Consider the following 15305-nt stretch of genomic DNA (forward strand, 5'->3'; position numbering starts at 1 on the left):
TTACATGTATACAGGGGTGTTTATTGTGTTTGTGATAAAAAGATTGGTATTGATGCTTCAATTCCTTACAACAATACCAATCAGAATAAATTTAAATGTTACAGATGAAGATTTCGGGAAGGGATTGGCATTTGCACCGGTTATAGGCCTTATAATAGGCGGAATACTGGCTGTAACTTATCGTTTTTTAGGATTTATATTTCCTGCCGCTATAAGTTCTATCATAATTATCATAGAATACATGCTTCTAACTGGAGGGCTTCACTTGGACGGGCTGGGAGATACTTTTGACGGTCTTTTTTCCAACAGATCCAAGGAAAGGATGCTGGAGATAATGAAAGACAGCAGGCTCGGAACAAATGCCGTGTTGGGAATTTTCAGTGTGCTGATTTTATATTACGGGTTTTTATCACAAATGCCGCCCGATCGTATTTCTCTAGTATTAATGCTTTTTCCTGTTGCAGGCAGGATGGCAACCCTTATTGGTGCATCCATATCAAATTATGCAAGAAATAACGGACTTGGGAAGTCTTTTGTTGATTACTGCGGATACAAGGAATTAATCATCGGGATTATTCTTTCCATTTGTATTTTCAGTATCCTTTACAAGGGCGAAGGTTTGATATTATTGATTGTACCAGTTGTATCGGCACTTATCACTGTAAAGTTGTTATCCAGAAAAATAGATGGGGTCACGGGAGATATTCTTGGAGCAGTTTGTGAGCTTAATCAGGTAGTATTTATTGCATGCAGTTTTATTCTATTATAAATTGTTATTAAGGGGGTCTGCTGTATGAAGTTTCTAATAATAAGTGTAATTTTGGCACTGGCGTTATTTGTTGCTACATCATGTGGCTCAGACAGGGCTGGGAGTGACAATGGAATGAGCAAGAATACGACACCTGAATCTGCCGGTAACAGCATAGAAAATAGAGGCTACAGCAATATAAGTCCTGAGGAGGCTAAAAAGAGGCTTGATAACGAGAAGGGAATAATACTTCTCGATGTAAGGACCAGGGAGGAATATGAGGAAAAGCATATTCCAGGCAGCTTGTTGATACCTGTAGATGCAATAGAAACGGAAGCACCAAATAAGCTAACGGATAAGAATGCAGTCATTTTTGTATACTGCAGAAGCGGCAGAAGAAGTGTAACTGCCTCAGAGGCACTTGTAAAAATGGGCTATAAAAATGTTTACAATCTTGGCGGAATAAATGACTGGCCGTATGAGACAGAGTAAATACTTTTAATCAATCCAAGAAATTAATGATTGAAAACCAAGGCCTTTTATGGGAAAATTAAATATGTTGGCATAGTAAGTAATTTTTAAAAGTACCATAGTCAACAGCATTTAGAACACTTTGGAGGAGACCATGAATTTTACTTTAAATATAAAAACCGACAATCAGACTCAGCTTATCGACATGACAAGCCAGATCAGAAAGATTGTGAGAGAAAGCGGTGTAAAGGATGGTATATGTATTGTATTTATACCGCATACTACTGCAGCTGTCACCATAAATGAAAATGCAGATAAGGATGTTCAAATGGATATTCTCAAGGAAATTAACAAAGTAATTCCATTTAACGACGGATACAGGCATATGGAAGGTAATTCGGCTGCACACATTAAAGCAAGCTTATTTGGCTTTTCAGATCAAATTATAATACAAAACGGTGATCTCCTTCTAGGTACCTGGCAGGGAGTTTATTTCTGTGAGTTTGACGGTCCGAGAAACAGAAAAGCATATGTAAAGATTATGGCAGACAGATGATATTAAAATCAGTATAAAGTAAAGGTAGATAAAATGATAAAATCAACTTTAGAAAAAGTTAAAAGGCTTTTTCTCACCAAGGAGTTTATGGTGTTCCTTATTATTGGAGGAATGTCTGCGACTCTCAATTTTTTCACAGGCTTTCTTTTCAGACAAGCCTTTACAGGCAAATACTTTTATACAATAAGCATTTGGGTTGGCTTTACTGCTGGAAGTATATCAAGCTTCATTCTAAACAGGCTGATTACTTTTAAGGCCTTTGATGAAAAGGTATATAGCCAGCTTATTAAATTTGGAATAATCCTGATTTTTTCTGTATTAATAGCATCTGGAATAGCGAATATTTTTATGATTACATATTACAGTTTAAATATAGGATTTATTACCGTAAAGCAGGCAGAAACCTTGACCAGACTTGCATCTATTGGACTAACAACATTTTTTAATTATCCTGCTATAAAGTTTTTTTCGTTCAGGAAAATTGGGTTTAAAAAAAAGGATATATAGAAAAGTACTATGGGGGCATAAAATATGGAAGAAAAAATGGGAACCAATGAAAAACAAAAAAGTGGTTTTATATACATAATACTTTGGATTGCAGCAGCCGTAACGGCATTTAAGTTTTCCCATGTGACTGATATAGATACATTTTTTCATCTTTCTGTAGGGCGGGATATTATTGAGAATGGATTTACTACCATGGACCCGTTTTCAATGCACAGATTGGAATTTACATCCCAGCAGTGGCTGTCCGATGTGATATTTTTTCTAATATATAAGTTTTCTGATTTTGCAGGGCTGTACGTTTTTCAGATAGTATTTTCAGCTGTTTTAATATTTACGGTATATAAGATAAACTGTCTTGTAAGCGGAAATAGGAGATATTTATCCTTGTTTTTAGCTATCGGATCTACATGGCTCTTTCAGTACAATTTTATAAGGATAAGGCCCCAAATTTTCACAATATTATTGTTTGCATTTGAAATATATATCCTGGAATTGTATCTGAGAAAGCGTAATACTAAAATATTATTATTTTTACCGGTTTTGTGTTTACTCTTGGCAAATTTTCATATAGGTGCATTTCCAATGTTTTTTGTTCTCATGCTTCCTTACCTGGCAGATGCGTTGATAAAAGCAGATTTCTTCAGGATAAGGGCGGGATATTTTAAGGAAAATGGCAGCAAGCTTTTTAAAATCCTATTGCTGTTTTTTGCAGCCCTGATTCCATTATGTATTGCAAATCCATATGGAATTAAAAAAATATTTTACTTCACTTCCATGTTCAATTCTGAAATTACAAAAAACATAGTAGAATGGAAATCACCGGGCTTTAGCACCGAACTGGGTGTAATTATAAGCTTAACCCTTATAATATGTACTCTTATAGTTATTTTTCAGTTCGTACTTACCAAAAAGCAGTTTACATTAAAGTCATTTCTTATGTTTATAGGCCTTACAATAATGACATTGTATGCTATAAGGTTTTTCACATATTATATGGTTTTTATAGGCTTGATATTATTGGAAAGGGTTGAGCCTCCTTCTTCAGGAAAAAACAAAGGCTTAAAGGCAAAAAGTACGGTGCAGGGAAGTGTATTTGGGGAAAAGGTTGCTAGAGTTCTTGAATCAAAGCCTGCCGCAGGTGTTTTGGCACTTCTGATAATAGCTGGTATTACTTTAAAGTCTGTATTGGGTATGTGGCAAACGACTTTACTTGAGTTTTATCCGGTTAAAGCAGCGGAATATATTAAAAACAACCTTGATTATAAAAACGTACGCCTTTTTAATGACTATGACGACGGTGGGTTTCTCATGTTTAACGGCATTAAAGTTTTTATAGACTCAAGGGCTGACCTTTACTCAGATCAGTTTAACCCTGGATGTACAGTACTTCAGGACTATGATGAGATAATGAGAAACCCGGGGAATTATGAAACTGTATTTAAAAAGTATGACTTTAAATACATATTGGTTAATCCTTCATTAAATTATGATTTATATTCTTACCTTAGGAAAGACGTTAATTACAGGATTGTTGTTGATGATGAGTTTTATATATTATATGAAAGAAGCAAGAATTGAACCCTTACTATAGAAAATAAACTTAAAGGGGCGTATATATTAGTATGTACAAAATCTTATTAGTTGGCTGTGGTGGCTTTTTAGGAGCTTCTGCAAGATACATAATATCCATAACTTCAGCCAAACTGTTGTCAAGCAATTTTCCATATGGAACCTTTATTGTAAATGTAATAGGATGCTTCCTAATAGGCACTATAATGGAATCAAGTTATAAATTGGGCAACATATCTGAAAATATGAAGGTGTTTTTAACAACTGGTATATTGGGAGGACTAACCACTTTTTCAACATTCAGCAACGAGACCGTAGAGTTATTTCTAAAAGGTAAAGCATTTACAGGAATCCTAAATATATTATTAAATGTTGCGTTATGCCTAGCGGGGGTTTATATGGGCAAATTACTAATTTCTAAAACATTATAATTATACAAAAAGCTACTTTAATGGTATTGAAGAAATTTAAGCATAAGGATTTAATTATAAGCTAATATGGAATAAAAATTACAAAAAATACAATAAAGCTCTTTTCTGGTCAGGATTAACTGCCAAACCAGGCGAAGAGTTTTATTTTTTGAAAAAATTATCAGACTTATTGTATTAAAATGTCGTAATTTGTATTAAGTATAGAAAATATTTCCCGGAAATATTTATTTGATTGAGTATCCATATTTATTTGGAGGATGCTGTATGAATTATAGGGGTGTTACAAATAAGAAAAGAATTTATCCCTCCCATAATACAATCCATGAGCTTTTTCAAGAGCAGGTTGGTAAAACTCCTGACAATATAGCGGTGGTACAGGGAGATATCCATATAACCTATAGAGAATTAGATCAAAGGTCAAACTGTATTGCACACTATTTAATCAATCAATTCTCAAGTAAAGACGAAAACATAGTTGCCGTCCTTCAAGACCAATCCATTAATATGATAATAAGCATTATTGGCATTTTGAAAGCAGGGTACGCATTTTTGCCTCTTGATCCACTTTTGCCGCAGGAGGCATTAAGACATATGCTGGATGAAGCTGGCTCGGAGGTTGTTATTTCCACTAAAAATTATATTGGCCTTGTAAACAGGCTGCAGTGGGAATGCAGAAACCTCAGAACTTTTGTATGCCTTGATAGCAATGATGTCTATGAAGAAGTAGAAGAGAAAGATAATGCTTTAATGGACAAAGAGCTGTGGGATTATGTGGGGGAAAAATCAGAGGATTCATTAGGCAGGGGAGGCTGGATAAATAGCTTCACAGGTGAATTGTTTTCTATAAGTGAAATAGATGAGTATAGAAAAAATGTTGAAATAAAATTGATACCATATATAAACAAGAACACAAGGATACTTGAAATAGGCTGTGCTTCCGGATTTACCATGTTTCAACTGGCCCCCTTGGCAGGATTCTATTATGGTACTGATTTATCGGATATTATTCTTGAACGTACGGCAAAGGAGGTTCAAGAGGGTGGATATGATAATATTCGGCTTAAGACTTTGGCGGCCCATGAAATCGATAAGCTGGATGAAACAGACTTTGATATTGTAATACTAAATAGCGTTATTCAGGCATTCCACGGACATAACTATTTTCGTCAGGTAATAAAGAAAGCTGTACAAATGCTGAAAGATAAAGGCGTTATCTTTGTAGGTGACGTGATGAATCAAAGATTGAAACATGATCTGGAGGATGCAGCCCATAGTTTTGCTAGGGAAAGTATTAACTTATCGAATAAAACCAAGACAGATTTCTCCGATGAGTTGTTTTTAGCCCCAGAATTTTTTAGTGATCTTTCTTTAGAGCAAAATGAATTAAAAGGCTGCAAAATCACAGCTAAGATTCACTCGATAGAAAATGAGTTAACAAAATATCGCTTCGATGCAATTATAGAAGTAGATAAAGCATTTCAACGAACAAAAGGCTGGAAGAAGATAAAAAATCAGCATGGAACAAGTGATATACAAAAATATCCCGATACAAGGGTAGAGAGCAGAGTCGAGGAAAATAATCTTGCGTATGTTATATTTACATCAGGATCCACTGGCAAACCAAAGGGCGTTATGGTAGAGCACAAGGCCCTCGTCAACATGTGCAATTGGTATAACAGTTGTCACAAGATAAATGCTGATGATAGGAGTACAAAGTTTGCCAACTGTGGATTTGATGCATCTATAATGGAGCTGTTTCCCATTTTAATAAAAGGTGGCTCTATCTACATACTCGATTCAGAAATTAAATCTGATTTAAATAAGTTAAATAGTTACATAGAGGACAATAAAATAACAATTTGCTTTTTGCCTACTCAGTACTGCGAGCAGTTTATGGAATTGGATAATAAAACATTAAGGCTTGTAAATACTGGAGGAGAAAAGTTGAAAAAGTTTATAAAGAGAGGCTATACCCTTGTTGATAATTATGGGCCTACCGAGTGTACTGTGGTGTCTACCTTTTTTAAAGTGGACAGGCCATATGGAAATATTCCTATTGGAAAACCAATTTGCAATACAAGAGCGTATGTACTGGATTCTAATAAAAGACTTCTGCTGCCAGGGGAGACAGGCGAACTTTATATTGCAGGTGGTAGCCTGGCACGAGGATATCTTAATAGACCTGACCTTACCCGGGAGAAATTTATACAGGACCCGTTTTTTAGCGGTGAAAGAATGTACAGGACGGGTGATTTGGCCAGATTGCTTCCTGATGGGAATATTGAATTTACTGGCAGGATTGATAGTCAGGTTAAAATACGGGGATACCGAATTGAGCTTGGAGAAATAGAGCACAAGCTTATTGAACACCCAAATGTAGAACAAAATGTAGTGGATGTCTATACAAGAGACAATGGTGAAAAATGCCTTTGTGCATACATTGTGCTCAATAGAGAGATGGAAACCAATGATTTAAAAAGGTTTTTGGCAAAAAAATTACCGAAATATATGATTCCCGAATTGTTTTATAAATTAGACCTGGTTCCTTTGACACCTTCAGGCAAGGTAGACAGAAAACGGCTTCCAAGGCCTGATGGTATCAATCCTAATTCAGAAAATTATATGGAACCGGAAGGCGATATTGAAAGAAGGCTGGCTATAATATGGCAGGAAGTTCTTAAGGTGCCGTCTGTAGGAATACACGATGACTTTTTTGATTTGGGAGGACACTCTCTTAAAGTATTAAGGGCTGCGGTTGAAATTAATAATTCATTTGAAATTGATGTTTCTACTGCAAAACTATTTAAGGCCAGGACAATAAAAGAACAAGCCATCATAATAAGCATGTGTGAACAAAAAAATATAAATCCCATTATGGCTGCAGAAAGCAGAGAATACTATCCTGCTTCATCTTCGCAAAAGAGAATATATGCTTTGCAGCAGATGGATACCCATAACACGGCCTACAATATCACACTTGCGTTTGTGTTAAAGGGAGATGTAAGTATTGAAAGACTTAAATCCGCCTTTATAAAGGTATGCAAAAAGCATGAGATTTTAAGAACTGAATTTGGCATGGCTGATGGTATTGTCATTCAAACAATACAGGATAAATTTGATATCCATATAGACTATTGTAAGGATACCCGGCACGAAGCCAATAGTTTAGATTTGCTTATAAAAGAATTTATAAAGCCATTTAACTTGAATAACTCTCCTTTGTTCCGGGTTAAACTGGTGAAGCTTAAAACAAACGAGTATCTGTTTTTGTTTGATATTCATCATATAATAATTGACGGTTCTTCTTTTGAAATACTTTGGGATGAGTTATCCAAAGCATACAACGAAGAGGAAACAGGAAGGCCTACAGTCCAGTATAAAGACTTTTCAATGTGGCAGCTCAGTGAATTGGCAGAGGGGAGATTGGATACCCAGAGAAAATACTGGTTGTCTCAATTTGACGAAGAAATCCCGGACCTAAAGCTCCCATTGGATTTTGAGAGGCCGGATACCAGAAATTTTGAAGGTGATACTTATAGATTTGATATTAATTCCACAATAACCGACAAACTAACAAGATTGGCTGCAGACTGCGGTGCATCCATGAATATGCTTCTTATAGCTGTGTATAAAATACTTTTAGCCAAATACACCGGCTGTGAAGATATAGTCATAGGAACACCGGTTTATGGACGTAGTCACCCGGATTTAAGAGACAATATCGGTATGTTTGCAAATACAATTGCATTAAGAAGCAGCCCATCAGGACAAAAGCGTTTTATAGAATATCTGGCGGACATAAAACAGTGCATCCTAAATGGCATGGAGAATCAGGATTATCCTTTTGAAGAAGTGGTGGAAAGTGTAATAAAAACATATGACACAAGCCGCAATCCTTTGTTTGATACAATGTTTGTAACTCAAAGGTTTACTGATGGGAACCTGATGCTTGATGGTCTTGTTTTGGAAAAAATTAACTTTAATCAATCAAAAGCCAAGTTCGATCTAACCTGCTATGCTGCGTTGGATGGGGATAAACTTAGTATTGAGATTGAATATTGTACAAGACTTTTTAGAAAAGAGTATATAATAAGACTTTCAAGGCATTATATGAAAATAGTTGAAGAAATACTGGAAAATCCACAAATAAGAATATACGAGATTGAGATTATTACTGATGGGGAAAAGTCCCAAATATTTAGGGATTTTAATTGCCTTAAAGAGTATCCTGTACCTGCCGGTACAGTGAGCAGCTTATTTGAAGATGCGGCAAGGAGGTATGGAAGCAAAACAGCCCTGGTTTTTAACAATCAAAGGATGACTTATGAAGAATTAAATAAAAGATCGAACCAGTTAGCTGCATTCCTTAGAAAGAACGGTGCTAAACGTAATACAGTAGTAGCACTTTCCGCCATCAGATCATTTGAAATGATAATAGGTTTACTGGGGATTATCAAGGCCGGTGGAGCATGTCTTCCCATAAGTCCTGACTACCCTAAAGAATACGTTAACGCTGTTTTGGAAAACGGCAATGTTGACATAGTTATGGAATATACAGGTTTGGAGGAGAAAAAAACCGATCTGTGTAGTAAGTATAGGGTTTTTGGTATAAACGACCCAGAGGTTGAAATAGAGAATGAGGACATTTTTTCTTGTGATAATACACTGAATGATTTGCTCTATGTTATTTATACTTCCGGCACTACAGGAAAGCCAAAGGGTGTGATGATTGACAATAATAGTTTTCTAAATCTTATCTGCCATCAACAATTTAACACCAACCTGAGTTTTTCAGGGGTTTTGCAATTTGCAGCAATTACCTTTGATGTTTCGTTTCAGGAAATATTTTCAGCGTTATTGTCCGGTGGTAAGCTTCTTTTGATTTCTGAACATGATAAAATGGATGTTATGAAGCTATTTAAAATTATCCAGGATGAAAGTCTTGAAACCCTGTTTCTTCCTCCTGCATTTCTTAAGTTTATATTTAGTGAGAAAGAATACATCAAGAAGTTTCCTCAAAGCGTAAAACATATAGTGGCAGCCGGCGAACAGCTGATTATATCAAAAAATCTCAGGGAATACTTAAATGAAAATAAAATATATTTACACAATCATTACGGACCCAGTGAAACCCATGTTGTAACCAGTCTAACAATAAATCCGAATAAGGAAATTGCTGATAGGCCGACCATTGGAAAACCTATACCGAATAGACGGGTATACATATTGGATAAAGACAGGAAACTTCTGCCCACAGGTATTCCGGGGGAATTGTGTATAGAAATAATTGATTCGGTTTGCGGGTATATTAATGAGCCAGATCTTACAGCTAAAAAATTTATAGACAATCATTTTAAGCATGGAACCAAGCTTTATTTAAGTGGAGACCTGGCAAGATGGCTTCCGGATGGCTCCATAGAGTTTTTGGGAAGGTTGGATCAACAGATAAAAATAAGAGGATACAGGATAGAACCGTCAGTTGTTGAAGGCTTATTGATGAATCACAGTGATATCAAAAATGCACTTGCTATTTGTCATGGAGATGAAATAAATAAGTACTTATGTGCTTACATAGCATCTGATGCTGACATAGTTATTTCTGATTTGAAAGATTATCTCAAAAGACTTCTCCCTCACTATATGATACCTTCTTGCTTTATGATTCTGGAGTCTTTCCCAATAAACCGTAACGGAAAGATAGACAGAAAGGCATTGCCATGCCCCAGTTTTACAGAAAATTTGGAAGAAAATTTGGAAGATAGGTTTATTGAGAAGGGCGCTTTTGGAAAGTTAACTGAAATATGGAAGCGTATTCTTGACGTTGCAAAAGTTAGGGAAAGTGATGATTTCTTTGAGCTTGGAGGACATTCACTAAAAGTATTAAAGGTTGTGGTTGAAATTAACAAAGCCTTCAATGTGAAGGTAACTGCACATCAGCTTTTTATGGCAAGGACTATAAAAGACCAGGTAGATCTCATTGGAAGATGTGAAAATATCGACTACATTCCAATAAAAAATATTGAAACAAGAGATTTTTATCCCACATCATCCGCTCAAAAAAGAATTTATGCGATTCAAAATATGAATAGGACTAACACAGCTTATAATATGCCTTTTGCATATTATATAAAAGGACAGGTTTGCATCCAAAGTCTCAAGACCGCTTTTAATAAACTAGTGAAAAAGCACGAGATACTAAGAACTGATTTTCACATTGTGGATGGACAAGTTGTACAAAGGGTTAGGGATGAGAATGAAGTAAAAATCGAGTTTAGAGAAATGGATTTAAAGAATTATGATATAGAAATAATCATGGAAAGCTTTGTTAGGCCATTTGTGATGAATCAGGCTCCTTTGTTCCGGGTTGAAATCGCAGGTATTGGCAGCTGTGAGTATTTACTCCTATTTGATGCACACCACATAATTATGGACGGGACCTCTCTAGAAATATTCTGGCAAGATCTTTCCAGAGCATATGCTGGTGAAGATATAGGCAGCCTCAAGGTTCAATATAAGGATTTTGCTTCATGGCAGATTAATGAGTTGGTATATGGAAAACTTAAAGATCAGAACAAATATTGGTTGGAGCAATTTGCACAGGAAGTTCATCCTCATGTACTGCCGTGTGATTATGAAAGGTCTGAAATCAGAAGCTATGAAGGAGAAATTTATTCATTTAGATTTGATGAACAATTAACCCAAAGGATTCAAACATTTGCTGAAACTCATAACGTATCTGTAAACATGGTGTTGTTTGCAATATATAGCATATTGCTGGCTAAGTACTCGGGTCAGGAGGACATAATTGTGGGTACTCCCGTTTATGGCCGTAGTCATGGGGATATTACAAATTTAATAGGCATGTTCGCAAATACCATTGCCATAAGGTGCTATCCAGCTTGGGAAAAGCGGTTTGAGGGCTATTTGAAGGAAATAAAGAATACCATTCTAAAAGGGATGGAAAACCAGGATTATCCATTTGAATATCTGGTGGAAGGAGCTAATTATAACAGTTCGTTAGGATATAATCCATTATTTGATACTATTTTTGCCATGCAGAAATTTGAGATTGAAAGCTTCAAATTTTGCGGTCTGGAAATAACTAAGGTTAAAACCCGTCATAAGAAATCCAAGTTTGATTTAAGCTGGTTTGCTGTACTAAATGGCAATTGTATCGATTTTGATATTGAATACAGTACAGAGGTATTTAAAATAGATTCCATAAAAAGGGCTGCAATTGAATATGAGCAAATTGTGAGGGGGCTTATTGAGAAGCCGCAAACACTTATTGGAAATATTATAGAAACAGGTGAGGTTAGAGAGGCAAGAACAGCAGAAACAATAGTGTATAAGGCAAAAAAGGAAAGTTCAGTTTCAAAAAGATATGAGACTAGAAATTATGGACTAAAATACTTGCCAACCAATATTGTTGAAAAAAAGCTGATAAATATATGGAAGGAAGTACTTGATATACCTAAGGTTGGAATTGGCGATAACTTTTTTGAGCTTGGAGGCCATTCACTCAAAGCCATAATGCTTATGCACAGGGTAAAAAAAGAGTTTTCTAGAGATATCCCTGTCCACGCATTATTTCAGTATTCTACAATAAAAAGCATGGCGGAGCTTATTGCCGATGATAGAAATAAAGACTGGGACCATGTTGTTGGCATTAGAAAAAATGACAGCTGTAAAAAGGTTTTTTGCATACATCCTGCACCCGGGACGGTTATATGCTATTACGATCTTGCACGATACATTGGTGGCGATTGGAGCGTTTATGCTCTTCAGTCGAAGGGGCTGGAAAAGGATCAGAAACCTCATAAAAATGTTCAAGAGATGGCACAAGCCTATATCAAGGAAATAAAAGGAGTCCAGCAAAATGGACCGTATGCCCTTATTGGGTGGAGTGTTGGAGGACAGATAGCTTACGAGATTGCAAGGCAATTGATATGTATGGGAGACGATGTAGAGATTCTGGCATTACTGGATACCGATCCGGTATTTATAAGGAGGAGCAGACTTTTAAGCTTTGTATCCTTATTTAAATATTCTGCAGCTGCAATGATCACACATAGAAAAATTGTCTGTAAAAATTTAAATATATCTTCCTTTGGTTTAACAGCACTTTATCGAAGATTGAGAATGTGGCTCTCATTGACACTTGCTGTAATAAAATACAGGCCTGAGTCACTTGACATCAGCGGCAAAGCTGTCCTGTTTCAGACTGAGGAAGGAAGAAAAATTGAAGAGAAACTAAAGGACAAATCAAGGAGTATAGGGAGCTTTATTGATGGCTTGAAAATTGTACCGATAAAAGGGGGGCATCTTGCAATGTTAAGTGAGCCAAATGTTAGACTTTTAGGTGATGAGTTAAATAAATACCTGAATAAGGTTGATAATTGAATTAAGCTAATGTATGATTAAAGAATTACTTACGCTTTTGATCGTGCCTAAAGTGAATATTATATATCAAATATTATGTAAAAAGGTAAGGAGAATGAGACATGATATAAGCTTGCATACTCCTTACCGTATATTTTAATTAAGCTAAAATTCTTTTTGCACCAATATAACGCGGAGCAAAGTAACTGTTGCTGAGATCCGTTATAGAGATTCCCATACTTGAGCTCGCGTGAATGAATTTATTATTACCCAGGTAAATACCTACATGTGAAGGTCCTGGTTTATAGGTTGAAAAGAATACAAGATCACCTTGCTGTAAATTTGCTTTATTCACCCATGTACCCTCGGTGTACTGTACAGCAGTTGTTCTCGATAGTGCTATATTGTTTTTTTGCATTACATATTGGGTAAATCCCGAGCAGTCAAATCCTGACGGAGATGATCCGCCCCATAAATATGGGACACCAATATAGGTTTTTGCTGTTTGTGATATCCTGTCAACCTTAATTTCTCGTGCTGTTTTACGGCCCACAACACCATCCTGGGATAGGTAGTTATCCTTTTGAAACTTTATAACCGTTTGCTCTGTATAACTTCCAAAATACCCGTTTGGTTCTCCTATAAAGTATCCCAGGCTTTTCAAATCCTTTTGTAGATTTGTAACTTCAGTACCACTTTTTCCTTCATAAAGCAAAATACCGTCAGTATAATAATCGGCATGTGCCGTACTTATAGAAAAAGCCAATATCATGGCTAAAAAAGCCAACATAATAAAAAACTTCTTTTTCACAATGATTTCCTCCTCTCAATGCCTACGAGGTTAGCTGTCGGGTGCGGGATGAGTGGTATCCCTACTGCTTTTATTAAAGTGTAATATTGGCAGATTAACCCCAAAAAAATGTATCCCCCGTTCCTTCACTTTATAAAGGATTAGGCAACTATCAGGTTCATGTCTCGAATATGGATTATAAGTGACATGCATGCTATATTCAACCTGTAATAAATGGGTTGGAAACAATGGATAAAAGTGCTATCCCATATGCAGGCAGCAAAAAACCCCATGCCCAAGCATCTTGAATACAGATATTAGGGCATGGGGGTATGCAATACTTAAGTCTAAATCTTTGTTCCGGTGTAAATCAAAACAGCATCTCTTAAAAATACCGCCAAACCAGGCTGTTCTTTGTCGTAATAGGCTGTAAATCTCTCATCATCGATATACATTTGAGCAACACCTGCATGTGCTTCTTTTGTATAGCTTCCCCATGCAAAGCTAAGCCATTGGCGGTGTAAATCTGCAGCCTTTTGTGCAAGTTCACCGGCTGGATCGCCTGTTGCAAATGCTGCCTTCAGTGTATCAATAATGTCTGTGCCTAACTTTTCAAATTCATCATACTGCTCCTTGGTCATATTTTTAAATATTTTATTTGACCTTTCAGCCTGCTCGTCTCCATATTTTTCTCTGACTTCTTTTCCGTATTTTTTCTCATTCTCTTCAATTAATTTCTGTTTAAAGCCTTCGAATTTTTCCTTGTCACTCATCATTATTCTCCCTTCTGATTCTGCTATTGTTTTGTCAACATTAGCAATCAACAAGTCTAATTGTTCCCGTTTTGCCAGAAGTTTTCTACGATGTTCTTGCAATGCTTCAGTGCTGTCAAATGACGGTGAAGTTAAAATATCTTTTATATCTTCCAGGCTTACACCCAGCTCTCTATAAAAAAGTATCTGCTGAAGCCTTGATACTTCCTGCTTTCCATAAATTCGATATCCTGAAGAATTGACCCTTGCCGGCTTAAGGATGCCTATTTCATCATAATAACGTAATGTCCTAGAGCTTATTCCCGCCATTTTCCCTAGCTTTTGTACTGTATATTCCATACAATCACCTCCTGACAATACTACTATACACCCTTACGCAGCGTCAATGTCAATATGGGTTTCCTCGAAGCAACATAAGCATGCAAAGGCTTTTTGTGATGAGAAGCCAACATAGGGAACATTATGAAATTCCATGCCAAAGACCATCAAGTGTTCCACCCGTTAAAATAAATCATTCTGCCAAACTTATTATCTATTCCAATTTTTCCAGTCTGACCACTTCCATGTGGCAAAAAGTATAAATGTAATTATTATTAACTCCATTAAAGACTCTCCTTTAGGGCTAAAGGGATATGTTTAATAGGTATAGGGTAAAACCCCTATCCCCTGTTAGCATAGCATATATAATTGTATATCCTTGGAAATGATGATAGAATTAAATAAAGTATTTTTATAAAGGTGATGTAAATGGCTTTAGTGCATGAGTTTGTTCTTTTAACTCAAGAAGAATGCCAAGAAGAGGTTATTCTTAATGATATAAGAGCTAATAAAGATGTTCTTGAAATACATGATGATATAATACTATACATATTTGACTCCTTAAAATGGGTTCCACAGGCTTGAAATGGATGTTCAGGAGAAAGGAAGTATGGTTTTAACTATCATGGTATTACAGAAATAGATAGTGAAGGTGGTTCATATGGAATACTTTGTATACATGATGATGAGGATGAAAGAGGCTTTGATAATGATTTTAGGGTTCATGTCCTTTCAAGAGGTATCATTGTAGAAAAGGCAG

At 36.1% G+C, this 15305-nt stretch carries 11 protein-coding genes and 1 riboswitch; of the genes, 9 read left to right on the forward strand and 2 right to left on the reverse strand.

Going from position 1 to position 15305, the window contains the following annotated elements; all coding sequences use genetic code 11:
- Nucleotides 1–25 precede the first annotated feature (25 nt).
- From cobS to VIO64_RS03800, 7 genes are all read left to right on the forward strand, one after another.
- Nucleotides 26–769: an adenosylcobinamide-GDP ribazoletransferase gene (cobS, locus tag VIO64_RS03770; RefSeq protein WP_331915301.1), complete on the forward strand. Its 744-nt coding sequence runs from the start codon at nt 26–28 to the stop codon at nt 767–769.
- A gap of 24 nt (nt 770–793) precedes the next feature.
- Nucleotides 794–1240: a rhodanese-like domain-containing protein gene (locus VIO64_RS03775; RefSeq protein ID WP_331915303.1), complete on the forward strand. Its 447-nt coding sequence runs from the start codon at nt 794–796 to the stop codon at nt 1238–1240.
- A 133-nt stretch (nt 1241–1373) separates the two neighbouring features.
- On the forward strand, nt 1374–1775 hold the full coding sequence (locus VIO64_RS03780; RefSeq protein WP_331915305.1) for a secondary thiamine-phosphate synthase enzyme YjbQ: 402 nt from the start codon (nt 1374–1376) through the stop codon (nt 1773–1775).
- Nucleotides 1776–1808: 33 nt separating this feature from the next.
- A complete protein-coding gene (locus tag VIO64_RS03785; protein ID WP_331915307.1) occupies nt 1809–2282 on the forward strand; it encodes a GtrA family protein in 474 nt (157 codons plus the stop codon).
- A 24-nt stretch (nt 2283–2306) separates the two neighbouring features.
- Complete coding sequence (locus VIO64_RS03790; RefSeq protein ID WP_331915309.1) at nt 2307–3860, forward strand: hypothetical protein; 1554 nt, start codon at nt 2307–2309, stop codon at nt 3858–3860.
- 44 nt (nt 3861–3904) lie between these two features.
- Nucleotides 3905–4282, forward strand: a complete 378-nt coding sequence (crcB, locus tag VIO64_RS03795; RefSeq protein WP_331915311.1) for a fluoride efflux transporter CrcB — start codon at nt 3905–3907, stop codon at nt 4280–4282.
- Nucleotides 4283–4546: 264 nt separating this feature from the next.
- Nucleotides 4547–12685: an amino acid adenylation domain-containing protein gene (locus tag VIO64_RS03800; RefSeq protein WP_331915313.1), complete on the forward strand. Its 8139-nt coding sequence runs from the start codon at nt 4547–4549 to the stop codon at nt 12683–12685.
- A 139-nt stretch (nt 12686–12824) separates the two neighbouring features.
- Here VIO64_RS03800 and VIO64_RS03805 read toward each other — a convergent pair whose 3' ends face one another.
- A complete protein-coding gene (locus tag VIO64_RS03805) occupies nt 12825–13475 on the reverse strand; it encodes a C40 family peptidase (RefSeq protein ID WP_331915315.1) in 651 nt (216 codons plus the stop codon).
- Between the two features lie 4 nt (nt 13476–13479).
- Nucleotides 13480–13632: riboswitch (cyclic di-AMP (ydaO/yuaA leader) on the reverse strand.
- Nucleotides 13633–13801: 169 nt separating this feature from the next.
- Nucleotides 13802–14566 (reverse strand): MerR family transcriptional regulator, encoded by a 765-nt coding sequence (locus tag VIO64_RS03810; protein WP_331915317.1) that lies wholly within the window; start codon nt 14564–14566, stop codon nt 13802–13804.
- Nucleotides 14567–14974: 408 nt separating this feature from the next.
- Here VIO64_RS03810 and VIO64_RS03815 point away from each other — a divergent pair, with 408 nt between their 5' ends.
- Both VIO64_RS03815 and VIO64_RS23020 read left to right on the forward strand, forming a co-directional pair.
- Nucleotides 14975–15130, forward strand: coding sequence for a hypothetical protein (locus tag VIO64_RS03815; RefSeq protein WP_331915319.1), 156 nt, complete (start codon nt 14975–14977; stop codon nt 15128–15130).
- 90 nt (nt 15131–15220) lie between these two features.
- The coding region (locus VIO64_RS23020) for a hypothetical protein (protein WP_414705230.1) at nt 15221–15305 on the forward strand (85 nt) is incomplete at its 3' end.

The sequence above is a fragment of the Pseudobacteroides sp. genome, assembly GCF_036567765.1.
Classification (GTDB): domain Bacteria; phylum Bacillota; class Clostridia; order Acetivibrionales; family DSM-2933; genus Pseudobacteroides.

What these genes read in the sequence shown, in the direction of transcription:
- VIO64_RS03785 (WP_331915307.1), top strand. Translation starts at nt 1,809, where the DNA reads ATGATAAAATCAACTTTAGAAAAAGTTAAAAGGCTTTTTCTCACCAAG.
- VIO64_RS03815 (WP_331915319.1), top strand. Translation starts at nt 14,975, where the DNA reads ATGGCTTTAGTGCATGAGTTTGTTCTTTTAACTCAAGAAGAATGCCAA.
- VIO64_RS03780 (WP_331915305.1), top strand. Translation starts at nt 1,374, where the DNA reads ATGAATTTTACTTTAAATATAAAAACCGACAATCAGACTCAGCTTATC.
- VIO64_RS03800 (WP_331915313.1), top strand. Translation starts at nt 4,547, where the DNA reads ATGAATTATAGGGGTGTTACAAATAAGAAAAGAATTTATCCCTCCCAT.
- VIO64_RS03790 (WP_331915309.1), top strand. Translation starts at nt 2,307, where the DNA reads ATGGAAGAAAAAATGGGAACCAATGAAAAACAAAAAAGTGGTTTTATA.
- VIO64_RS03810 (WP_331915317.1), bottom strand. Translation starts at nt 14,566, where the DNA reads ATGGAATATACAGTACAAAAGCTAGGGAAAATGGCGGGAATAAGCTCT.
- crcB (WP_331915311.1), top strand. Translation starts at nt 3,905, where the DNA reads ATGTACAAAATCTTATTAGTTGGCTGTGGTGGCTTTTTAGGAGCTTCT.
- VIO64_RS03775 (WP_331915303.1), top strand. Translation starts at nt 794, where the DNA reads ATGAAGTTTCTAATAATAAGTGTAATTTTGGCACTGGCGTTATTTGTT.